At 38.6% G+C, this 24,529-nt stretch carries 18 protein-coding genes; 1 reads left to right on the top strand and 17 read right to left on the bottom strand.

What is annotated here, in order from left to right:
- Nucleotides 1–49 precede the first annotated feature (49 nt).
- The 8 genes from ACX27_RS20010 to ACX27_RS20045 form a co-directional block, all read right to left on the bottom strand.
- Entirely contained in the window at nt 50–2,326 is a 2,277-nt protein-coding gene (locus ACX27_RS20010; protein WP_062295137.1) for an alkaline phosphatase D family protein, read from the bottom strand.
- Nucleotides 2,327–2,483: 157 nt separating this feature from the next.
- A complete protein-coding gene (locus ACX27_RS20015) occupies nt 2,484–3,875 on the bottom strand; it encodes a malic enzyme-like NAD(P)-binding protein (protein WP_062295138.1) in 1,392 nt (463 codons plus the stop codon).
- Nucleotides 3,876–4,198: 323 nt separating this feature from the next.
- Nucleotides 4,199–5,362 (bottom strand): 3'-5' exonuclease family protein, encoded by a 1,164-nt coding sequence (locus tag ACX27_RS20020; protein ID WP_062295139.1) that lies wholly within the window; start codon nt 5,360–5,362, stop codon nt 4,199–4,201.
- Nucleotides 5,349–5,993 (bottom strand): glycosyltransferase family 39 protein, encoded by a 645-nt coding sequence (locus ACX27_RS20025; protein WP_062295140.1) that lies wholly within the window; start codon nt 5,991–5,993, stop codon nt 5,349–5,351. The genes ACX27_RS20020 and ACX27_RS20025 overlap by 14 nt, the downstream gene beginning before the upstream one ends.
- Before the next feature lie 668 nt (nt 5,994–6,661).
- A complete protein-coding gene (locus ACX27_RS20035; RefSeq protein ID WP_062295142.1) occupies nt 6,662–6,919 on the bottom strand; it encodes a hypothetical protein in 258 nt (85 codons plus the stop codon).
- A 192-nt stretch (nt 6,920–7,111) separates the two neighbouring features.
- Nucleotides 7,112–10,642 (bottom strand): trifunctional serine/threonine-protein kinase/ATP-binding protein/sensor histidine kinase, encoded by a 3,531-nt coding sequence (locus ACX27_RS20040; protein ID WP_335337724.1) that lies wholly within the window; start codon nt 10,640–10,642, stop codon nt 7,112–7,114.
- Nucleotides 10,643–10,772: 130 nt separating this feature from the next.
- Nucleotides 10,773–12,503: an ATP-binding protein gene (locus tag ACX27_RS35445; RefSeq protein ID WP_335337725.1), complete on the bottom strand. Its 1,731-nt coding sequence runs from the start codon at nt 12,501–12,503 to the stop codon at nt 10,773–10,775.
- A gap of 161 nt (nt 12,504–12,664) precedes the next feature.
- Nucleotides 12,665–15,739: a non-ribosomal peptide synthetase gene (locus ACX27_RS20045; protein WP_062295143.1), complete on the bottom strand. Its 3,075-nt coding sequence runs from the start codon at nt 15,737–15,739 to the stop codon at nt 12,665–12,667.
- Nucleotides 15,740–16,736: 997 nt separating this feature from the next.
- Here ACX27_RS20045 and ACX27_RS20050 point away from each other — a divergent pair.
- Nucleotides 16,737–17,273: a hypothetical protein gene (locus ACX27_RS20050; protein ID WP_200929827.1), complete on the top strand. Its 537-nt coding sequence runs from the start codon at nt 16,737–16,739 to the stop codon at nt 17,271–17,273.
- A gap of 73 nt (nt 17,274–17,346) precedes the next feature.
- On the opposite strand, the gene ACX27_RS20055 is transcribed toward ACX27_RS20050, so the two are convergent.
- The 9 genes from ACX27_RS20055 to ACX27_RS20095 all read right to left on the bottom strand — a co-directional run bounded on the left by ACX27_RS20055 (nt 17,347) and on the right by ACX27_RS20095 (nt 24,419).
- Nucleotides 17,347–18,750: a ferredoxin:protochlorophyllide reductase (ATP-dependent) subunit N gene (locus ACX27_RS20055; protein WP_062295144.1), complete on the bottom strand. Its 1,404-nt coding sequence runs from the start codon at nt 18,748–18,750 to the stop codon at nt 17,347–17,349.
- Nucleotides 18,751–18,929: 179 nt separating this feature from the next.
- Nucleotides 18,930–19,703, bottom strand: coding sequence for a DUF5331 domain-containing protein (locus tag ACX27_RS20060; protein ID WP_062295145.1), 774 nt, complete (start codon nt 19,701–19,703; stop codon nt 18,930–18,932).
- 30 nt (nt 19,704–19,733) lie between these two features.
- Complete coding sequence (gene bchL, locus ACX27_RS20065) at nt 19,734–20,600, bottom strand: ferredoxin:protochlorophyllide reductase (ATP-dependent) iron-sulfur ATP-binding protein (RefSeq protein ID WP_062295146.1); 867 nt, start codon at nt 20,598–20,600, stop codon at nt 19,734–19,736.
- 762 nt (nt 20,601–21,362) lie between these two features.
- Entirely contained in the window at nt 21,363–21,629 is a 267-nt protein-coding gene (locus tag ACX27_RS20070) for a TIGR02450 family Trp-rich protein (RefSeq protein ID WP_062295147.1), read from the bottom strand.
- 191 nt (nt 21,630–21,820) lie between these two features.
- On the bottom strand, nt 21,821–22,333 hold the full coding sequence (locus ACX27_RS20075) for a L,D-transpeptidase (RefSeq protein WP_062295148.1): 513 nt from the start codon (nt 22,331–22,333) through the stop codon (nt 21,821–21,823).
- A gap of 83 nt (nt 22,334–22,416) precedes the next feature.
- Nucleotides 22,417–23,049: a bifunctional 4-hydroxy-2-oxoglutarate aldolase/2-dehydro-3-deoxy-phosphogluconate aldolase gene (locus ACX27_RS20080; RefSeq protein WP_062298447.1), complete on the bottom strand. Its 633-nt coding sequence runs from the start codon at nt 23,047–23,049 to the stop codon at nt 22,417–22,419.
- A gap of 274 nt (nt 23,050–23,323) precedes the next feature.
- Nucleotides 23,324–23,785 (bottom strand): ferredoxin, encoded by a 462-nt coding sequence (locus ACX27_RS20085; protein ID WP_062295149.1) that lies wholly within the window; start codon nt 23,783–23,785, stop codon nt 23,324–23,326.
- Nucleotides 23,785–24,171, bottom strand: coding sequence for a DUF1257 domain-containing protein (locus ACX27_RS20090; RefSeq protein ID WP_062295150.1), 387 nt, complete (start codon nt 24,169–24,171; stop codon nt 23,785–23,787). The genes ACX27_RS20085 and ACX27_RS20090 overlap by 1 nt, the downstream gene beginning before the upstream one ends.
- Nucleotides 24,172–24,209: 38 nt before the next feature.
- Nucleotides 24,210–24,419 carry a DUF2997 domain-containing protein gene (locus tag ACX27_RS20095; RefSeq protein ID WP_062295151.1) on the bottom strand — a complete coding sequence of 70 codons (210 nt, stop codon included), beginning with the start codon at nt 24,417–24,419 and terminating at the stop codon, nt 24,210–24,212.
- Nucleotides 24,420–24,529 lie beyond the last annotated feature (110 nt).

A 24,529-nucleotide genomic window follows, 5' to 3' on the forward strand; every position in this document is an offset into this window, starting at 1 on the left:
TGAGTAATTGGGTTTTATTGGTTAACATTAGCTACACCAACCTTTGATGCTATTCCTCATGAAATACATCATTATTAGGTAGCAGTTGAGTTTCAAACCGGGAGTAAACCAGTTCAGTTGTATACCAGGAAGAAAACCAGTATAAATCTTGAATAACTGTACTCGCAAGACTTTCATCAGTTGGTTCAAACTGCACTAATGCTAAATTATTCACGCCTACTACTTCTTTTCCATCTTGAAACCAAGGGGATTTCCAAAACATTAAAAATTGTAGCGATCGCCACTTCGCTTTTTCTGGGCGGTTCCAAGGAGCAATAAAACTTAATACATCAATGGCTAAATTCGCAGTTTTGGTTTTTTGCCGAGGAATCAACTCTAACGCACAACGCCAGTTAGATTGGGACGAATTTTGGCGCGGTAATTTTTTAGCAGTAACTTCCACCATATCAGCAGGATGATTCCAGCCCCACCAATATCGGACTTTTTCTGGTAATAGCCAACTTTTCAATTTGGTATGAATTAACCGCGTCAGAAATTCTTCATTTTTTAAGGCGCTACAAGTTAACTGCACCAGTACAGATAACGATTGCGAATCAATATCTTGATGAGATAAACGTACCACAGAACTATAGTGAATATCTCCCGACAAGACAATGACTTGTTGACGTTGGGCAAATAAAGTTGTGAGAAATTGTGCCAATGCTTCTGTATGAATATTCCACGCATCACCCACATCTGTAGAAAAAACCTTGTCGTTTTTTAAATGCCAATGATGAACCCAATCGATAACTTTTAAGCCAAAGACATTGGTAGGTGCAATCACAAATGTGGCAGGAATATTGGTTTTTTCTTGTAAAGGTGTCAGCAATTGTTGTTTTATCGCTTGGTCTGATAATAACCTGGGTGGGGCGATGGGTTTTTTATCGGCTGGATAACCCCGCCAAGTCCGGGTATCGAGAACAATTACTTCATGAATTGGGCTGCGAATGGTGTAATGCCAATTAAGAGATTGGGGATGTCTGGCTAAAACTAATGTGGAGTTATCTTGAGCAAAAGTTGGTAAGCCTGTGAGAGAATCGGTATCTGGCAGACCAAGATAAAGCGCGATCGCTTGATCGGCATAACTATCTGTACCGTGGGAAGCTGACCAAATTTCCGCCGCCGCCAGCAGTTTTTCCCCAGATTCACCAAAGGTAAATTGTTCGGGTGTATTTCCCCAAGCTTGAAACACACTGTAAGCTAACAGGGCATTCTGCACCACCCGCCGCCCCAAGGGTTTACCCAAAACGCGCAAACACCAAGCTTGATTCAAATTCCAGTCATCGCTAACATCGTGGTCATCAAAAATTGTGTAGGTGGGAATATTCGCCAAAGCACGCCGCACTTTTCCCAACGTATAAATGAATTGTTGTAAATCTTTGACTTCTCGATTCCAGTTTTTGATACCTTGGCGATCGCTAGTTACTTCTTTTCCTGGAGGGAATTTTCGCGGCCAGCACACAGGCGACCAAGTTAATATATAAGCCGCGTAATATTCCCCCAAACTGAGCAGATGACTGTTAACTTTACTATATTTGTTATGCAATCCGGCGGTAAAACCCGCTTGTTCTGTCGCCACTTCTGCCCGTTGTCTTGTAGGTAATTGCTTGGGAGTGCAGCTAATTGGGCTGACTGGTAACTTTTCTTCCCAACCCAGTAACATATCACCCAAATGAGTCGCCACCCATAAGGAAGGATCAGCAACATCATCACCATAAATTTGGTCGCCAGTGAGAAACAATTGCTGGGGGCGGTGTTGGGGTTGATTTGCTGTAGCTGCAATTAAACCATCGAGAATTGGTAACGCATCTAACCCATGTCCATGTGGTTTGCGACAAGAAGCGTGGACAATTTTTAAATCTTGCAGACGGCTGGGAGGTAACACAAAGGTTGGTTGTTGATGGTCAAAATAGCTAATGCTGTCTGCAACAAAATTCTCAGAACTTAATGCTTGGGATAGAGTTTGCTGTTTTGTACCACAGATAAATTGTAAAGTGTAGGCGTAGATGCGATCGCCTACGAGATGATTGCCATCCTGACATTCAGCCGTCACCGCCACAACATGCAGATATTCACCCAAAGCAACTGTAGCGCGTTGCTCGGTAAACAAACAATTTCCTAATGTTGCGCCTTGATTTGTTGTTTCATAAACCTTCAGTTCTACCCGACAAGACTGCTTGAGGGCTATCCATACCGTCACGGCTGTTGATTCAGTATGTTGTAGCATCGGCCCTGCCAAAATTAGCGGCAGTTCTGCAATAAACTCACTTCCAAAGGGGCTATACATAAGTGACTTTTATCTGCGTGCATCTGTCTTTCAAAGTTTTGCGCCGGGAAACCTGGACGGGCAAACTTTTCGCTGCGGACATCGGCGGTGAATTTATTCCCTCTCTTTTTGTTGTTTCTCTGGGACAGGCAACTTGCCTATCCCACAAGAATTATACTCAACTCTTGGCAATCCCTTCTTCACGGGCTGCCCTTTGAACAGCCGCCGCCACAGCCGGGGCGACACGAGCATCAAACACAGAAGGAATAATATGTTCGGGACTCAAATCGGCTGGGTTGACTAAAGAAGCGATGGCGCTGGCAGCTTCTAAGTACATTGTGGTAGTAATTTCTTCGGCGCGACAATCTAAAGCACCCCGAAAGACTCCTGGAAAAGCCAAAACATTGTTAATTTGATTTGGGTAATCACTGCGTCCTGTCGCCATGACCGCCACAATTTTGCTAACTAATTCTGGCTGAATTTCGGGAATGGGATTGGCCATGGCAAACACAATGGGGTCTTTCGCCATTGCTTGCACCATTTCTGGAGTTAATACTCCTGGGGCGCTGACACCAATAAAGACATCTGCACCTTGCATTGCACCGGCTAATGTCCCTTGGGCTTTGACGGCAAATTCTTGTTTTTCTTCTGTCAAGTCAGTGCGGTGAACAGAAAGAATACCTTTGGAGTCACACATCAAAATGGTTTGCGCCCCAGCTTTCCGCAGTAACCGCGCGATCGCCACACCCGCAGCGCCCGCACCATTAATTACAATGCGGATGTCTGCCATTGATTTGTTAACTAATTTCAGCGCGTTATATAATGCCGCTAAAGTGACAATCGCTGTGCCATGTTGGTCATCATGAAATACTGGAATATCTAATTCCTGCCGCAATCTTTGTTCAATTTCAAAACAGCGGGGCGCAGCAATATCTTCTAAATTCACACCACCAAACACAGGCGCAATTTGCTTCACCGCCTGAACAATCTCATCAGTATTTTGCGTAGCTAGACAGATAGGAAAAGCATCGATACCAGCAAATTCCTTGAATAGCATAGCTTTACCTTCCATCACGGGTAAAGCCGCCGCTGGGCCGAGATTGCCCAAGCCCAAAACTGCACTACCATCGGTAACAATGGCGACAGTATTTTGTTTAATCGTCAGATTATAAACTTCTTCTGGGTTGGCGGCGATCGCTTTACAAATCCTGCCAACCCCAGGAGTATAAGCCATTGCTAAATCTGAAACACTCTTGAGGGCAATGCGACTAGCAATGCTAATTTTGCCACCACGGTGTAAATTAAAAGTGCGATCGTAAACATCTATCACCTTAATGTTTGGTAGAGCTTTGATTGCTTCGACAATCGTTTCAGCATGTTCTGTACTAGCCGCATCAACTGTAATATCGCGGGTAGATTCTTGACGAGTTTGTTCAATTAAATCTATTTGACCCAGATTACCACCACAAGTTGCGATCGCCTGTGTCACCGATGCTAACATCCCGACGCGGTTGGGAATCTGCAACCGCAAAGTCAAACTAAAACTGGAATTAGGAGTTAGGTCTGCCATTGTGATTTTGCAATAGTGAATTTTAGATTTTATATTGAATCGCTGAGTAAAAATCTAGACTAAAACTAAAATCTACAAAGCCACTCTTGGGTCTTACCCAATTAAGAAGCGATCGCCTTGAGGGTTAGTCAGTGCGATCGCCTTAATTTTGGTTCCGAATTTTTACATCCAGAATCTTACATTACACAGCCACTTGATGGCTAGAGAAACGCGACAGTAATTGATCTCCACTTGTCTTCCTTGTCTCCTTTATCTCCCTTGTCCCCTAATGAACCCTAGCTAAACAAGTAATTTCACAAACCAAACTGGGTTCCTCTAGTTAATTAATTTTTGAGAACAATAAAAGAATCATTCTCATAAACTTTCGTCAAAGTAATTTTCTGGTCAGGCAAAATATAAGGCGATTGAAAATCAAAGATTGAGTTAGCCGTATCTTTTCGAGTTAGGTACTTCCGCAGACGGTTGATTGTACCAGCCCCATTCACTATCTCCTGATTTTTATATTTTTGCTTGAGCTTTTCATACAAACTATTACTAGCTATGACAAAATAGCCAGGCTGTTTAGTATGAATATAGGCATGAACAAGCGCAATCTGTCCTTCAGGTGTATTCTCTGGATTAGGGATATCAAATTTTTTACTTAACAAAGATGTCACTTCTGGGTCAATCTCTCGCGGAAACACAGTCCATCTCAAGGAAAATTGTGTAGCAACTGTCTTAATTTTCGGATCTAATAAATACGCAGCTAAACTATATTCTTCCCATTTTAAAAAATCAAATGCTATGCGAGTATTTGAAACTTGATGTTCAGAGATAAAATGAATCACATCCTTCACATCAGATGGCATTTTCTGGATTTTCACACTTGCACTCGCATAAGCCAATCCAGATGATAAAGAGAATACTGTTACTAATGTCAGATTTGCAATCACTAACTTTTTCGCTAATTTTTTATTTCTTATTGAAGAAATAATATAATTATTCCGTGCAATTATGAGGGACAGCATCATATTCATATAAATGTTAGCCCAAAACATAAATCTTGGTTGATAAGTCAGCCCACCTTTAATTATGAGAATAATTGGAAATAATAATGAAAATACAAACAAAATAGTCCAAATAGCAATAGAGTCATTAACTACCCAATTTCTGAACCGACTTAGAGTATAGATAAAATTAGGTTTAATGTTTCTGGGAGCAGTAATGATTGTATTATGCGCCTTATTTCTTTGGTTGAATTGAAAATAAATTAGAGGGATAATCCATATTAAAGACAAGAAAACCAGCTTTTTATTATATCGCAACAATGCCAGAAGCATTTGTTGTGCTTGTCTTAACCTTTCTAAGGGTGGCTCTCCCCAGATTTGCCTATCATAAATTTTGTTACCTTGGATCAAAAAATTAGCTCCTAATATTTGAGCTAATGCTACTGCTATTGTGATACTGACAAGTAATAATGCTGGCTTCCAACGTTTATGTGCAATCAAAAAAAACTCCAGCAATCAAGGAAAACAATAGACTTTCTGTCCGACAAAAATAGGCTAAAACAAAGCAAAATATTGCAATTACATAACTAATTTTGTTATTCGATTTCAGATAATTGAATACACTGTAAATAGCTATAGATACAAAGAAAAAACTATATACCTCCGACATCGGAGTATGCGCTAAATCCAATAGTAAAGGCGTGCAGAGACACATTAAAAAAGCTACAACGCCAGTGCTATCATTAGTTTGTAAGGCAACAGAACGACTAATAAAAAATAAACCTAGCAAGACAAAAGTAACACTAGTAAACTCAATAGCTTTAATGCCTAAACTAATATCAGATACTCCTTGAAACAGCACCAAGCGCAGAATAAATGACTGTATAATAAAAGGAACAGGCGGCCAAATTGCTACCCAAGAACTTAGCTCTAAAGCTTTGCTTGGTTCCTGAGCATATTGCATAGCAATTAAGAAACGCGCTCCTTTATCGACAAAGCTGCCTAAATATAATTTTTCTGTGAAAATTGAATAGCTGTAAATAGCAAAAACCACCAACAAAATTAAAATTGTGATGTAATAAGGCCAAGCTTTTAGGAACTTTGCGTGATATTTCTGTTGAAATCTCAGCATTAATTGAATTTTGTTATGCTAGTCTTTAACTGTCAGATTGATAAAATTTGGATACCATAGTCAATCTATCGTTAACTAGATTAGCTATTTTACAAAGTTATCAATCAACAGTATTAGTATTAATATCAGTTTTGTGGCTTTAGAGCAAATTTTAATGATAATTGTTAATTTTGATACTGAATAGAAAAAATCAAAATAGCAGTTACTAATATAATCAGGATAAATTTGATAGGTAGTTGTGTAATTTGGCTGAAGTAAAATGGCAAAATCACAAAAATATTGCTCCTGCACAAAATATATTCACAATAAAAAAGATACTTTTAAATCAAAGTATCTTCAAAGCTAATCACTGAGTATCAGAGCAATAATAAAGGATTTAAAAAGAGAGACTTTGTGGCTAAAATTTTAGCAAATTATGTTTCTATTGTAACAAAATTAATATTTTAAGCTTAGAAAAAGTTATTAATTCTTTACATTTAAACGAGACATATAGCAGTAGACAGATAACAGAGTTAAAAGTGCTTTGCTGTCTTACTAAATTGACCAATGTCCTAACCAGCTTGGCTACTGCTACAAATAGAAAGCCACTTTCTACAGAATACAGCAAGTTATTCGTGATCCTGTAGCAAAATGGCGATGAGATTCTTCATATTGATGTAGATTACAGATTAATTAGTGGGTGGCTCATACCAAACTTCAAGTTTGTTAAGTTTTTCTCCAACAATGTTTCTATACAACTCTAGTGAACGGTAAATTTGATCTGCACTAGGTTTTCCATGAGCGAACATTGTGTAGTAAAAGTTTTGAATTTCTTGGTGAGTAATTTCACCATCTTGTACATACTGTTCAATCATGGTTTTCAATTTTTCTAGTTCCCGCACTTCTTCTGATGTCGGTTTCTGAGATAATAGTCGTTCAACTTTCATAGCATCTTTCCATAAGCCTGTGATTTTTGTCGAACTGTTATAGAAAACTTGTATTTGGCTTGGTTATAGATATTACGGAAGAAATTTGAGGATTTTGTGAGGAAAGACACATCAATCAGTACGAAAGCACTCACGCTAAACGTCAGACTTGCTTTAGCTTCAGGCGAAAAAAAACTTATTTGCTGCTCAGGCTTATATTGGTAACTGGATGATAAACTCTGTTCCTTCACCAGGTTGAGAATTTACCTGAATACTTCCACCGTGTTTTTCTATGATAATTTGACGAGCGATCGCTAATCCTAAACCAGTTCCTTTACCTACTGGTTTAGTAGTAAATAAATGATCAAAAATCTTCTGTTGAACTTCAGGAGATATCCCTATCCCATTATCTTGAATAGAAATTAATACCCTATCATGCTCTTCATTTACTTTAGTAGTGAGTGTAATACGATTGGGATGAGCTTTAATCTCATCCATCTTACGTCCCATATTTGACTCCTCCAACGCATCGATGGCATTAGCTATCAAATTCATAAACACTTGGCTAAGTTGTCCAGGAAAACAGCGCACTGATGGTAAGTCATCATAATTTTTGACAACTTCAATTGCTGGACGAGCTTGTGAAGCTTTCAAGCGATGTTTGAGGATTAAAACTGTACTGTCGATAATTTCGTGAATATGACAAACGCTGGGTTTTTGAGTATCTCCTCTAGAGAAGGTACGCAAACTTAAGCTGACATCATAAATACGGTTGACTCCCTCTTGCATAGAAGCAATTAGTTTGGGTAAGTCTTCCCGTACATATTCTACATCGACATCTCGCAGAGTTTTAGTAATTTCTGGTGTTGGTTGGGGATAGTATTTTTCATATAAATCAATTACCTTTAACAAATCCTGTATATACTCATTTGCAGGTTTTAAATTGCCAATAATAAATCCAATGGGATTATTAATTTCATGAGCTATACCGGAAACTAAATTACCCAAAGTAGACATTTTTTCACTCTGGATTAATTGCAATTGCATTTCCTTAAGATCAGACAGCGAAGACTCTAATTGTTTAGCGTAGTTTTGAGCTTGCTGGTATAATCGAGAATTTTCTAAAGAAATTGCTGCTTGAGAGGTAATTAAATTTAATACTTTGATATTTTCTTTGGTAAATGCACTAGCAATAAGTCTATTTTCTAAGTACAAGAGTCCAATAAATTTACCCTGATAGAATATAGGATTACACAATATTGAAATTGGTTTATGCTTTTGAATATAACAATCAGATTGGTAATTAGCTTCACTAAGAGCATCATTGATGACTAAAACTTCTTGAGTCCTAGCAACATACTCAACTATAGAAATTGGGATATCTGCACTTGCTTTTACTGGAGTTGATTGCAAAATAATTGAGTTGCTATCAATATCATTAATTGCCTCTATGAATAATTCATTATCTTTCTGCAAAATCAGGCATCCCTTTTGAGCCGCAGCATTTTCTAAAATTATTTGTAAAAGCTTTTCTAAGAGTTTATCAAGAACTATTTCACCACTAATTGCTTGTGAAGCTTTCAGGATTGTTGCTAAATCTAAAACACCATCATTATTACTTGTTGTGCCTGTATAATTAATTTTGGTTGTGGCGATCGTGCGGGTAACATCTATTGTAGATTGTTTATGATTTATACTACGAATAATTAAATGATTATAATTTTCATCCAAGGCTTGAACCTTCGCTAAGGCACCCCAATGAATATAAACATAATAAGCTTCTGTCATATACATCTTGGCGATTTTTTCTTTACCAAACTCTACATAGCATTTGGCTGCGAGTTCATTGGCTAAAGCTTCTTCAGCAATATAACCATTATTTTTAGCTCCTGCAATAGCATGATCATATAAGTCTACTGCTACTTGGAATTTACCCAATACTCTAGCTTTTTCAGCTTCCACTAAATCATATTTATGCTGAAAGTTACATGGTGCTTGTGTAGCCCATTTTCTCATTTGTTTTTGATTAGTAACTACTTGCTTTAAATATTGCTGTTTTTGTAAAGGCACCGCTTGATTATAAAGTGCTGTCAAAGCTAAAGAGTAATAAAAATTATTAGCCACATAAATTAGCAGACCTACATTATCTGCATGAGTTTTTTCTGCTAAAATAGCATTTTCTATTGCTAGTTGATATTCGTTAAATAAATAACATACAATTGTTTTACATCCATAATAAAAACCTTTAAAGGAATAATTCTTTAATAAATCTGATGCCATTGTAATTTCATCAAAAGCCTCACCAATTAACATAGCTTTTGGCGATGATTTGGCTCGTAAATTTAAAGCAGCTTGTCTAAACAGGCTGGTAGCTGCTGCTAGAGATTCCAGCTTTAGTTTCTGCATTAAATCAACATAGCCAGATATTTTCTGTTCTACTAATTCTAAATTTTCTCCAGAAAGTAACGCATGATAGCCTGCAATTACAGCACAATAACCAGCATTTTCGATATTGCCTAATTCTAGTCCACTCTGCATTCCTTCTAAAAGTGGTGGGACTGTGTCTTTAAGTGGCTCTTTATAAAAACTAATTGTACCATTATGTACAAAATAAACTGTCGCTTTGAGTGAGTTACCAGCCATATTTTCTAGTAATTCCACTGCGAGCTTGCCTAATTTATACCCTGTTTCAAATTGGTTGAATTTGTCAGTTAAAACAGTACCGTAAGCTGCATAACCATAAGCCGAAACAGGCGATTTACCGTATTTAATGGATAATCTCACCATTGCTAATACAGATAACAGAAATAGAAAAGAGCCTGCTTGACTAGCAGCAGGCACAATTTGCAATAGTATTTGCATAGCTGCTAGTTTATAAGGATCAGACATATCAGGTAATAAGGCTAACTTTTCGATTGGTTTCCCTATCAATGCTATTTTTGTTTCAACTAATGCTGATAAAACATGTAGTTGTGTAGGGTTATTCGGTAAGGTTACACCTAATTCTTTGAGAGCTTTTACCCCAATATCAAGAACTTCTGGCATCTGATTTTGTGCCATACAAATTAGCATTCTTACTTCATATAATTTCACCCTATCCAGAATGTTAATAGCTCGATTAAGGGCAATATTTCCTAAATAATTAGACTGTTCAAAATTCCCATTTAAATATTCTAACTCTGTGGTTTCTGTATATAAATTCAACGTGAGTCCATAGCTGGTTCGCCAACTATCTGCTGCCAAAAGCTTTAAACCTATATTTAAATATCTTGCAGCTGCCTCATAAGCAGTAGCAGCTTTTGCTTTTTTACCTGCGATAAGATTCAGCTTTGCTAGTTCATATTTTTCTAATTCTTCAGTTAATAAATCCCAGCCAACATTCAATTGATTAACAATATCTAAAATATTTTCTGAAATTAATTCAGCAGGTGTTTGTTCTAGTAATAAACGACCTATTTGTAAATGTGTTTCTTGTTTTTGATTTTCAGGAATTAATGAATAAGCCGCTTGCTGGATGCGGTCATGTAAGAATTTATAAGCAATTTGCTTAGAATCAAAAATTAGTTTAGCAGATTCTTCCTGTTCAAAAGCTAATGGGATGCGGTAAGCATCACTTAAAGGTAAAATTAATCCACATTGCAATGCAGAGTACAAATCATTTGCCGCACTTGTCAGAGATTTGCCACTAACAATAGAAAGGATATCCAGAGAAAATCTGTTACCAATACAAGCAGCTAGTTTCAATATTTCTTGTGTAGCGATCGGCAGGTTTTTAATTCTATTAGCAATTAATTCTACTATACGTTGATCAATAATGCCAATGCTTTGGATTTTCTCTATATCCCACTGCCATGAACCAAGATTAAAATCAAATTCAAATAGTTTTTCCTGATGTAGTACCAGTAATAATTGTGTTAGAAAAAAACGGATTTCCCGCCGTCTTATTGTATAGCAAATCTACTAGAGCTTTGATTCTTACTGAATTATCATGTAGTGTATCAGCAATTAATTGTTGATAGTTATCAATTGATAAAGCTTGTAGCACAATATTATTGACAAAATTGTGCTTTTTACTAATTTCTTCGATTGCTTGAATTAAAGGATGTGTAATGCTAACTTCATTATTGCGATAAGCACCAATTAACAATAAATATTTGGTTTTTGGGTCAGTAATTAACAATTCTATTAACTTGAGAGTAGCAGCATCAGCCCATTGTAAGTCATCTAAAAATATGACTAATGGATTATCTTTTGTGGCAAAAACGCGGATAAAATCTGTAAAAACACGATTGAACCGATTTTGTGATTCTGCTGTATTTAGTGGTGTTACATCTGGTTGTTTGCCTATCACTAATTCCACTTCGGGAATCACATCAATAATAACTTTGCCATAGGACTTCACCGCTGCTAATATTTTACGCCGCCATGTTTCAAACTTGTTGTCATCTTCTGTCAGCAATTGTTGCATTAATGAACTAAAAGCCTGAATCAATGAAGCGTAGGGAACATTACGTTGAAACTGGTCGAATTTACCACTAATAAAAAAGCCTTTAGCACGAGTGATGGGTTTATTGACTTCATTGACTACTGAAGATTTACCGATTCCTGAATAGCCAGAAACTAATATCAATTCCCGTTTGCCGTGGCTAACACGCTCAAAAGCATCTAAAAGTGAATTCACTTGAGCTTCTCTACCATACAGTTTTTGAGGAATTAGTAATTGACTTAAAACATCTAAGCGACCAGGTGTAAAATCATAGATTTTACTTGTTGTTTCTAACTGTTCCCGACAAATTTCTAAGTCTGCTAATAGTCCTTTAGCTGTTTGGTAGCGGTCTTCTGCATTTTTTGCCATCAATTTCTTAACTAGGGCGGAGATGGCACTAGGAATTTCAGGGTTTAATGTTTCAATATCTATAGGTTCTTTGGCAATATGAGAGTAAACTAATTCTAGAGGGTCATCACTTTGAAAAGGTAATTGCTCTGTCAATATTTCATAAAAAGTCACTCCCAGAGAGTAAAAATCGCTGCGATAGTCAAGGTTACGGTTCATTCTCCCTGTTTGTTCTGGAGACATATAAACCAAAGTACCTTCTAGTTGATTGGGATTAGCTAGTTGGGTGATTTCTTTATCTAAACGTGATGCAATACTAAAGTCAGTGAGTTTGACAATTCTAGTTTCGGGATTAATGATGATGTTGGCAGGTTTAATATCTTTATGAATAATATTACAACTATGTACAGATACGAGAGCTTTAGCTAATTGAATGGCAATGCTCATAAAACTCTTTAAGTCTTGTTTGCTCTGACTTAGCATTTGTTTTAATGAATAGCCATTAATATCTTCAAATACGATCGCCAGCCGATTTTTATGAGTTTCTAGTCTTAAGGTTTTAATCACACCAGCTAAATCTAGGTTCGCAGTAATTTTATATTCATGCCTCAAACGAGCGATCGCATCTATAGAAGGATAATCGGCTTTCAGTATTTTGAGAATAATCGGTTGTTGGTCATATACTGATCTAGCACGATAAATAATGGTATCATCTCCTTCATGGAGCATTTCGTTTAAGTCATACCCTGATATTGAATCTACTGCTAACATAATTATTACCTTTGTGAATAAACAAAAAATAGTTAACCTTTTAACTATTTTTTCCTGAGTTACAAATTAAAAATTTTGATACTCTATTCAGCCTATTCTCTTGTAGAAGTATAAGACTCAGATTCCCAATTTTTATTTAAAATTGGGAATCTAGTTAACTACTAATAATTGAGGGCTGCTGGATTTTGAAATTGTCTAGTCAAGAAATGTCTATCAAAGTTGGGTAAGTATTGTTTAATCAGATTTTTGTCTATTGTTGGACATTCAATATTAGTACCCTCGATAGCTTGAAGAACATTTTCTGTCAAAAAGTTGGGAGTGCGATGGTGTACCTCTAAAATAGTGCTGCGGTCTTGATAAACTTTCTCTTGGAAGAAAGAAATTAATGGATGTAAAGGATTCGTGGTTGGCAGAGTAGAAAGTGCATTCAACCAGTTTTTTGGCGAAATCTTTTGTAGAGGATAGCCCAACTCTTGAATGTATTCAAATATTTCTAAATGGCTTAATTCTTTTTCTTGAGGGACAAGGATATTGTACTGACCACCAGTATATTTTGTATCCAGTGAAAGATGAGCGATCGCTTCAGCCACATAGTCCACAGGTGTTGGAACCCAACGCTTTTCAGGAAAATCTGGATACATACCCATCTGAATACAACCACTCACAAAGCGGTAAAACATATCATTCAGGTTAGCGACTTTGGTTTGTCTGTGTCCAGAAATAAAACCAGGACGGTAAATAGAAACTGCTAATCCTTGTTCTTTGGCTGAGTGTAACATTCTTTCTGCAACCCACTTTGCCCGTACATATCCATACTCTACAGACATAATTCCTTCACATAGGTCAATGTCAAGGTCTTCTACAACATCATTTATACCCAGCAATGAAGTGATTGAGCCATAAACAGCCAAAGTAGATAAGTAATGCAGAGTTTTATGCCGACGATGTGCTGCTAACGCCAGAATATTTGCAGTTCCATCGACATTGGGTTTTTTGATTAGTGAGTAAGGTTTGATGTAATTAGTATCAGCAGCTACATGATAGATTTGATCAACTTCCTCACCCAGTTGGTCAAATAACTGTGTTGACAGTTTTAACTGCGGTTGTTCGATATCGCCATTAATGATATTTACCCGTTCCAGTTTTGCTGTTGGTAACTGATATTGTATGAAGGTTGTACGTAGTCTTTCAATCGCAATGGCCTGGCTTTCTGCTCTAATCAAGCAATAGATTTTGCTATAGCTACCTCTTGTCAAAAGTTCATCCAGCAAGTGTGCGCCTAGAAAACCTGTTGCACCTGTAATCAATGCACAGTCATATTTAGCTTGTGGTGGTTGTTGCCAAATCGATGTATTCAAATTTGGCGAAAGTACGGCTTCTGCCTTTAAATCAATGTGTCTATCATGAGCGACAGTTTCACTTTTGAGTTTAAATTGCTCTAATAATCTTGCTACATCCGATGGTGTGGGATATTCATAAATTAAGCGAGAAGGAATAGTCACACCAAAATCCCGTTCAAGTCCATATAAAACATGAGCTATGCACAGAGAACTGCCACCCATCTCAAAGAAATTAGAGTGAGGTTTGCAAGTTCCAGTCGGTAACTCTAAAGCTTCGTCAAATACTACCGCAATTTTGATGGAGCTATCCATCGTATCGGTGACAAAAGATGGTGCTGTAGGCAGTTCGGGTAAAGCATTTCGGTCTACTTTGCTGCGATTAGGTAGCAAAGGTAATTCATCCATAAATACAAAACGTGTAGGCACCATATAATCTGGTAATTGCTCGGCAGCAAAACGTTGTAAGTGCTTTTCTGTCAAAAAATGCCCAGCTTTTGGAACAACGTATGCAACCAGCATTGATACGCCATAATTTCCTGCTACATCACTACTTTCTATACGTGTAGTTTTAATTGGTTTAACTGCATTAGTCTGTACTCCTGGATGTTGAGCAAGTATCATTTCAATAGCTTCTATTTCTATGCGCTTGCCCCGAATTTTCACCTGATGATCAGACCTACCTGCATAGTGTATTAATCCAGGATGATCGGCATCTTCATAAACAATATCGCCCGTTTTATAAATTTTCCCTACACCAAACGAGTTATCCAGAAAACGAGAACTTGTAATTTCAGGTTTGTCGAGATAGCCTTTGCCTACTCCCATTCCACCTACATATAGTTCACCCTTTTCACCAGCCTGACAAAGTTTAAGTTCTTCATCAAGAACATATAGCTCTACATTTGGCAGTGCATAGCCAATAGGCAGATTCATATCCTGTTGCTGAAACTCATACATTGTGCAGCAAACAGTGATTTCCGTTGGCCCATAAGCATTGAAAAAGCGAGTTTGGGGTGATACCCAAGCTTGAGCAAGTGAGACAGGACAAACTTCACCACCTACCACAACCATACGTAAATCAGTTAAATGATTACGGAAAGGAGTGAGTGTTGCAAGTACAGAAGGAGATAGCATCACCCAATGCACCTGATGTTTTGCAATGAAGTTTGCTAAGAGTTGTCCAGGAAGCATTTGCTCTCTTGCACCTAACACCAAAGTTGCTCCACCAGATAATGCTGTGAAAATTTCCCAAACTGCGGCATCAAAACTGATAGAAGCAAACTGAAGTAAGCGTAAGCCAGGGGTGATATTAAAAGTGCTACAACTAGCTTCTGCAAGATTGAGCAAACCTTGATGGGTCAACATTACCCCTTTAGGTATGCCTGTAGATCCGGATGTATAAATTATGTATGCTAATTGCTCAGACTCTACGGGTGCTAACGCAAAGGATGTAGTGAAAGATTGCCAGACAGCAGGAGTGTCTAAAAAACACATTTGTCCATCCAAACCACTCTGCCGCATAGCTGGCTCAAGGTCAAAAGCAAACTTTTGCTGTGTCAGAATCGTGGTTAATTTAGCATCAGCAATCATATAGCTGAGTCGCTGACGAGGTAAATCAGGATCAAGCGGCACAAACGCTGCACCTGCTTTTAAAATGGCACAGATTGCAACGATCATTTCAAAAGAAGGTTCAATACAGATTCCCACTAAACTGTTTGGTTGTAGCCAACCTTGAGCTGTTAAATATTGAGATAACTGTTCTGTCCGTCGTTGCAATTCCCCGTAAGTAAACTGCTGATCTTCTACAATGACAGCCAATTCGTCGTGATATTTTTGAAAAACAAAATCGATTAAGGAAACAACAGTTTTAGGTGTGGAAAAATTTTGAGTATTCATTATATTTACAGATTTGTTTTTGTTCAAGAAATGCGAGATTAAATATGGGTAGATGACGTTGATAAAACTAAAAATCGAAGTATTTACTGGGATGATTTGAGAGTCAAGATATTTAGAATATCTGGTTTTTTCAATTGTTATTTTGAGATGTCAGAGCAGTGCAAGTTTGAGTGTGATTATAGCTTGTACATTAACTACCTGCGTACTTAAAGGTATACGGTTGAATCTAATCAGATATCAAGATATTTCTCTTCAAGATTTCTTTATTAAAAAGCAGCTCATCTTCAAAAGAGATAGAATTGATAATCGATAGAAAACCTGTAGTAACCTCGATTCATCCTAAAATGAATAATTCTAGATTTGGATATTTGTTCAGCAAGTTAACGTAAGTATTTTTTAAGCTAGCTTGTGAAATTATCATCTAAAGTTCCGAATATAAGAAGAAGAAGCTAGAAATTTATCTTGACATAGCTGGTATTAAATATCCAGATAGTAATTCAAATCTTTAACTTTATAAAGTAAGTATTTTGAATACCTATGCAAAGATATTTAAGTATGTAATAGATAATTAATTTGATATTTATTGCTGAATAGATAAAGGTTTTAAGCAATATTGAATGAGTAGTTTATTTTGTCTAAACAATTTCTCGGAAAACAAATATTGTAATTTTAAAATTTTCTGTATTACTACTTAAGTATGTTAAAAATATAACTATTTAAGTAAGAGTGTTAAAAATTTGCTTTCACTCTAATAGTAATTACGTACCAAGGTTATCTGCTAAGAAGGGGTGTAAAGATTTTGAACATCTACACACGCTACTTGGCTCAAGTCGGGAAAACATACACAGCAATTCCGCCTGAACTCATACCGCATTTATGCAACGCCCCACTGACCTGCTTAGACTTGTTCGCTGAGTGTAGTCATCAATTTTAGTAGGTATAACTGGGAATACTTAATTGAAGAGAGATTGTGAATGTCGAGAATGAGGAGAAAATTGTGAGTCTACCAGTTACAGTAACCTTTATGCTTGCTGATTGGGTTGTTAAAGGTTTAGCAAACGGAACATTGGAAAGAGTTGGCGGTGTAATTCGAGAAGTCGGCACTAAACAGGTTGTTACTTGGTTAAGAGAAATAACTGGACAGCCTGCTCAAGTTAATAAGTCTAATAATTTGCTCAACCTGATTTTTTCAGGAGCTAATCTTGTTACTACAGGGGCTAATGCAGCTTTTACAGGAAATGGACTTGCTAATGTTAATCAACGTTTAGGTGGGGTTGAACAAGCAAATTTAGGTAATATTGCTGTGTCAGGAGCAAATCTTGTTGCCACAGTTGCTAGTGCAGCTGCTACAAAAAAAGAACTTACCAATTTTAATGGACGTTTAGGTGTTGTTGAAGAGCAGTTAGGAGGAATCGAACAAAGCCTGAAATTAACTCAAGGAGTCTTGCAGGTAACTACTGCCAACAGCATACTAAATCTTGGCGTTTCAATGATGGGTTTTGTTGTCATAGCTTTTGCCTCTTGGCGCGAATAAAAATAAAAAAGGCGAACTAAACAAGGTTCGCCTTAAAAATCATAATTGTATGAACTTATTCACAAAGTAAATCTTAAATCTTGGCTTCTTCTCTGACTAACTTATCCCAACCCAAGTCTTTCAAATTATTATTACGGCGTAGTGGGCGAGTGACTAACTCTAAGATGTCACGAGCATTGCTAAAACCATGAATTTGAGCGAAGGTAAACTCTACAGACCATTTGGTATTAATACCCCGTGCTTCTAATGGGTTAGCATGAGCCATTCCAGTAATTACTAAGTCGGGTTTTAACTCATAAATGCGCTGCACTTGGTTGTAATTATCTGGCTTCTCGACAATCTTGGGTAAAGGTACACCCATTTCTTGGCAGGCTTTCTCTAACATTGCCAATTCTGCTGCTTGGTAACGCTTATCCATGTAAGGAATGCCAACTTCATGGACTGTCATTCCACAACGCACTAAAAACCGTGCCAAGGACACTTCTAGGAGGTTATCGCCCATAAAGAATACAGATTTGCCCCGAATGAGTTTTACGTAGTCTTCTAAGCCTGCCCAGATTTGTGCTTCTCGTTCTTCTAAGCCTTTGGGTGTGATGCCAAATACTGAGCAAATTTTTTCTATCCAGGCGCGAGTCCCATCAGGGCCGATGGGGAAGGGTGCGCCAATTAATTTGCATTTGCGGCGACGCATTAAGGTGGTAGCTGTGCGACTGAGGAAGGGGTTAACACCTGCAACGTAATATCCTTCTTCTAGCACGGGTAGTTCTGTGAAGCGTTTAGCAGGCAACCAGCCAGAAACTTTGATGCCTTGTTTCTTTAATTCTAGGGTTAGCTGTGTAACGACAGGATCAGGAAGGGAGCCGAAAAGAACTAGAGGTGGATGATCTACGTATTCTGATTCTTCTTGAACTACATCTTCTTTTTTCTTACCAAAGTGGAGTAGCTTTTGAATGGCGTTGCGCTCATTTTTCTCATTTTCGGTTACGGGCGCTTGGCTAGGACAGCGATGTGCCATTGCGGCTAAAACAGTGTCTTCACCTTGGGTAAAAGCGTAATCTAAACCGTTGGCACGGGCGACAACAATGGGAATGCCAATTTCGCTTTCTAACTTGGGTGCTAACCCTTCCAAGTCCATTTTGATAATTTCTGTGGTGCAAGTGCCAATCCAGACAATTACACTGGGATTGCGATCGCGTTTTATTTGCTCACACAACCGCTTTAATTCTGCATAGTCATTTAACTGTGCTGAAATATCACCTTCTTCTAACTCTGCCATTGCATAACGGGGTTCAGCAAAAATCATCACTCCCATTGCATTTTGGAGAAAATAGCCACAGGTTTTTGTCCCAATCACCAAGAAGAAGCTATCTTCAATCTTTTGGTACAACCACGCCACGCAGCTAATCGGGCAGAAGGTGTGGTAATTCCCAGTTTCGCACTCAAAGTTTAAAGCTTCTGGTTGTTGCGCGACAGTCATTTTGGTTTTTCTCCCCTTGTAATTTAAAGGCAGATGAATGTAGGGTCAACAATAGGAAGAGTTGGGGAGTGAATCAGTAGTGAGAGGATGATCATACCCTACTCTCTACTGCTTACTCCCTACTCCCTACTCTGTACAGCACAGTGAGCAATCCCTAAATTCAACTGAAACAGTAACTATTAACTGTTGGGGAAGAGACGGGCAATTTCTGAGTCATCAAAAACACCAGTTGGTAATTCTTCCCCTAGAAAATCATTATTTTCTTCACCCTTTTGCAATCCGGTTTCATCACCCCAAACATCAGACAAAACATCATTAAAAGCGTTTTCATCTGGTGTGTTTAAGTCGCCGAGAATTTCTTCATCCAGTTTGGTTGCTGATGTGGTGTCACTATTAAAGGAAACATCGCCAAAATCATCAGTCTCAGGTGCGATCGCCGAAGACGCTGCCAAAGGCATCGCAGATGGAGGCTCATGTTTGCCGTTCTGTTCATTGGACAAGGAAACATCACTTAATTCTTGGTTGGTTTCGTTGTCGTTTACTTCACTAGCATCTAAACCAAAACCGTTGAGGTGAGAAATTGCTAAGGTTTCATCATCAACATTGTCCTCTGGCAGCACAACTGTTGACTCTTCTTGATTTGTCTCTGGCTCTACTAGAGGATTACTCAGGCGATTACCAAGGGCAATATCTGGGTCAAAATGCAGTTCCAACACTTCAATTAAGGTGTCAGCATCAGCATTCAGTTTGGAAAAGGGCATCATCAACTGCGCTAGTTTTGGTTCTAGCGCGTTTACAACTCCCAGGATGAGGTAAGAAGGTGGTCGCTTGCCGCCATCGGGGGTATACACTGACTCGACTTCCATGTGCAAGGTAATCCAGTCACGGTTAACCTGGAAGAACTGCAACCACTTTTGTCTAATTGAATCTGTAAAGCTACTAAAGAAAGCCATATTTGTCCCTCATCCTGAGAACTTGGTGATTTATACAATCATCAAGTCTAATTCCTCTTCTGAATTAGGAACCTGTGGTTTACGCGGATTTAGATAAAAATCAGACAACAAAGAGAACAATTCGCGATCGGGAGCGTCGTTCGGCACTACTCCCTCTGGTCTTGCCAAAATTTGGTCAGCAATGTTGAGGTAATAGTCGCAAACGTAGTTCAGGGAAGGATCTGACTCCGCCATTTCAAATAATGTCTTACCTTTGACGCGAGAAACGCGGATATCTTCAATTAAAGGTAAAACCTCTAGAACTGGCATGGGGACTGATTCTACATATTTATTAATCAAGTCACGCTTGGATGTGCGATTACCAATTAAACCAGCTAAACGCAATGGGTGAGTCCGGGCTTTTTCTCTGACGGAAGCGGCAATTCGATTCGCTGCAAATAAAGCATCAAAGCCATTATCAGTAACGATCATGCAGTAATCTGCATAGTTTAAAGGCGCTGCAAAGCCACCACAAACTACGTCACCCAATACATCAAATAAAATTACATCATATTCATCAAAGGCGTTGAGTTCTTTCAGTAATTTTACGGTCTCGCCAACTACATAGCCACCACAGCCTGCACCCGCAGGCGGGCCGCCAGCTTCTACGCAATCAACACCGCCATAGCCTTTGTAAATGACATCTTCTGGCCAAACATCTTCGTAGTGATAATCTTTGGACTGGAGAGTGTCAATAATTGTCGGAATCAAAAATCCAGTCAGGGTAAAGGTGCTGTCATGTTTCGGGTCACAACCAATTTGCAGCACTTTTTTGCCCCGTTTGGCTAAAGCGACAGATATGTTACAGCTAGTTGTTGACTTGCCAATACCGCCTTTTCCGTAGACTGCTAGTTTCACTGTTATTTGCCTCTTATAGTTTTTTGTCAAACTTTTGGCTCAAACATTGGCCTTCACCTAGCCGCCGATGGCAATGTGTGAGGTAGTTGAGTGTCATTATTGACGAAATTAGATAGAAAATAAAGGGGGCAAAAATACAAAAAATCAAGCTATAAAGCTTATTAAATATAATTTATTTGTTTTTGTTAATAAATCAGATATAAAGTTTTTAATAAGCTTAAAAAGCAAAATTAATAAATTTTTATTTTTTATTTATATAAAAATAGTTACAATAAACAAAAATATAAAAACTCCCTTGGGATAAGGTTTTGATTAAATTTGCTCATTTTGATGCCTAATTTAGATGAGTGCAGGATTGGCAGTGAAGAGGAAATTCTCCAACCTCATACGATGAGTAGCAATACCAGTTTTTTAGAGCATAAATTAGGCTTGTTTAGACGTTGAGTGGACTGTCTCAAGACTAATTTTTAAAGCTTGATGCTACATTTGTGAAAAATTATAAAATTTAGGCTTTTGACTAAAACTTTTGCAAATTTGAGTAATTATGCTCAGTCAATTCTGCTAACACCTAGCCCTAAAGAATGGAATTAATTCGCACGCCAGATGCTACTCTGCGAGAAGCCGCACAGAGCGCGTCTACAAGTCGGCAGAGCCGCCCAACGCACTGGCTCGGCTATAAACACTAAGTTCACCTACGCGGACTAACACAAAATAAATGATTTAGACACCGCGCAGATGGTCATTGTTCTAAGCCTTAGCCCCTCACCTCTCAATAAAATTAGAACCACTATAAATTGCTTCCATTTCTTGTAATGATTGCCAGCCAGCCAACCATTGAGAACGGTCTTGTAACAGTTTGGCGTTAATCCAGAAACGAACATTGGGGTCACAGGAAGCAACCATTTCGGCATAAACCCACTTACCTTGATTTTTGCGGTTAACGACTTGAAAGTGTCTCCAACCGTCTACTTTTTTCTGCGCTGTCCACTTAGAGCCTACTAAGTAGGGGAATTTTTGCTTTTTGGTCATTGGTTATTGATCATTGGTCAATAGTTAAAATTATGCTGTATTTCTTTCTCTAGACAATTCAGGATTTACGTACAAAAATTGTCGGTCAAGATTAGGTATAAGGGTAAAAGGGTATAAAATTTAAGGATATAGGGATACATACACCTCTATATCCTAAATCCTTACACCCTAGCTTTATGCGTTAGTCCAAGTTACTGGTGAATGACAACAGGTGTTCCGATAGATGCCCAATTAAATAACCATTTAGCATGGTTAGGTGCGACATTAATACAACCATGACTTACAGGTGTACCGAATTTTTTATGCCAATAAGCACCGTGAATTCCGTAGTTACCTTGGTAAAACATTGCATAAGGGACGTTGGGAACGTCATAATCTCTGCCGCGCATTCGGGTTGATTTATGTTTAGACTGAATTTTAAAGCTACCTGTACGTGTGGGAGTTGACTGTTTGCCTGTGGAAATAGTAACTGCGTAAACAGGTTTTCCGCCTTCCCAGGCTGTTAATCTTTGAGTGGCAAGATTGACTTGTATCCAACGCTGGTCTGATTTTTGTAAGGTTTGGATGTTTTGTTTAATCGTCTCGTTTTTGGAACTGGCTGTGACTGTATTTGTGCAAACACCAATCACACTCAAAAATATTGCTGCACCGATAACTATTTTTTTTAAGTGGTGCATTGGGTGAGAATTAATCAGACTTTTCATGATGTATGCACTTTCACAAGGGAGTCTTAAGAATTTTTTCCTTTTTACTTTGTAGCCTAAAAAATCAGTAGATGTGTATTTTGCTACGCTAAATGCTGCATCAGGTTGCTGGCAGATTGAGCGATCGCCTGCCAATTTTCTGCTGCTACCAACTGTTTCGGAAACAATTCACTGCTTAAGCCCACAGCAACAGCCCCAGCTTGGATAAATTCGGAAGCATTTTCTAGGGTGACTCCACCTGTGGGAATTAAAGGAATATGACCCAAGGGAGCCTGTAAACTTTTGATATAACTAGCTCCGCCTACTGCTTGTACAGGAAATACCTTCACACAACTAGCACCTTGATGCCAAGCTGTGACAATTTCTGTAGGAGTCAGCGCCCCTGGAATGATTGGTACATCTTTGGCGACTGCGGAGTGAATCATTTCGATATCAATATGGGGTGAAAATAAGAATTGCGCCCCAGCCGCGATCGCATCTTGTAACTGCTGCACGTTGAACAGTGTACCTGTCCCAATCAGACAATCTGGTAATTTCATCCGTAATTTAGCGATCAATTCTGCGGCGCGATCGCTATTCCAAGTAATCTCTATTAGCTGCATTCCCCCAGATGCTACCGCCATCGCCATTTTTTCTCCTAATTCGATTTTGGGCGCACGGATAACAGCGATCGCTCTGTTTTTTCGCAACTGTGATAACCAAACTTGATTAGACATTCTCGCTGGGACTGGAAACAAGGCATGAAAATATGTACTACCAGCGTGACACATTCTAGAGGCAGGAGGTACTCCGGCTTTGCCGGAGAAGTCAAAAGTAAAAAAGCAAAAGTCAAAAGTATTCTTCATTTTTGCCTTTTGACTTTTGCCTTTTGACTTACCGCTATGCGGTTGAGGCAGGAGGAAAAATCAGCATATAGCTCTCCTACTCCCTAGGTACTAAAAAAGGACTGGATAAACCAGCCCTTTTTTGTAATTATTTAATTTGTTTATTTTAATAACGGGATTTTTTGGTTTTGAGTTTTTGTTTTTTACGCCGTTTTTCAGAAGTGGCAACTGCCATATCTACCGGATAACCAACAACAGGAATTACTTGGTATTTGCGCTCATCTTCTAACTTTCTTAATTCTGTGTAATCTACCCAATGGATACAATCAACCGGACAAGTGTCAATTGCTTCTTGGATGACTTCTTCCGCGTCCCCATCTTGGCGAATTACGCGCGATCGCCCGTAATCTGGTTCAATGTAAAAAGTATTTCGCGCAACATGAGCGCAGTGTTTACAACCAATACAGGTGATTTCGTCAACATAAACACCCTTTTGGCGTAAAACTCCACCCAACTCCGGTTCTAAACCAGAACGTTCTGGGTTATCCCGCAAAAAACCCCCTAATTCTGGTTCCAAACCGGAACGGTTATCTTCCTGTTCTTCCGGCGGAGGCAGAAAATCAGCCATTACGCACTCCAGCGTTGTACTACTAAGCGAATAGAGCCGTCTTCGTTCTTTTGTTGTTCAGCAACTTGAAAGCCAGCCAATGCAGTTTCTTTAACAACTGTTTGGTAAGCATAACGTTGGGTGACTTGCCGCAAGAAACCATCTACAGACAGATTTTGTTGCCAGTATTGCAAGTCAGCTACTAATTCATATTCTTTGCCATTCCATCTAAAGCCGATGTCATAGCCATTTTCCTGCTCAATGGTGACTTCCGCAGGATGGGTTTGACCGCGATAGCCACGTACCTCGCGGGGGCCTGGTTTCCAGTCGATGCCCAAATCAGTTAGCGCATCTTTTAAAGAATCAAGGTTACGGATTTGAGTCTTAATTTGGCTAAAGTGTGACATGGTGGTTGTAAATCAACGAAAATAAACTGTTAGAAAACTTACCATTCGCTGTAAGTAGCTTGGGTATTCGCCTGATTAGATTGATGTAACTGATTGGCGAAATATTCTGAGGTTGGCTCTTGATTAAGTACTTGCCCCAGCTGTGCTTCTATTGCCGCTGTTACCTCAGCACAAGAAGCACCCACAATGCCAGTGACTTTCTCTTGTACCCGACCGTCTGGATAAATTATGAATTCTAATGTCTCCATGCTTTTGGCCAACCACGATAGTAAGCTTGGACTGTACCCCTTAGCACAATGCTAAGAATCCTGTCCGGGGAACATTGTTACTTAGACACAAACTTGCCATTTTTTAACTA

The organism is Nostoc piscinale CENA21 (assembly GCF_001298445.1).
Lineage (GTDB): Bacteria > Cyanobacteriota > Cyanobacteriia > Cyanobacteriales > Nostocaceae > Nostoc_B > Nostoc_B piscinale_A.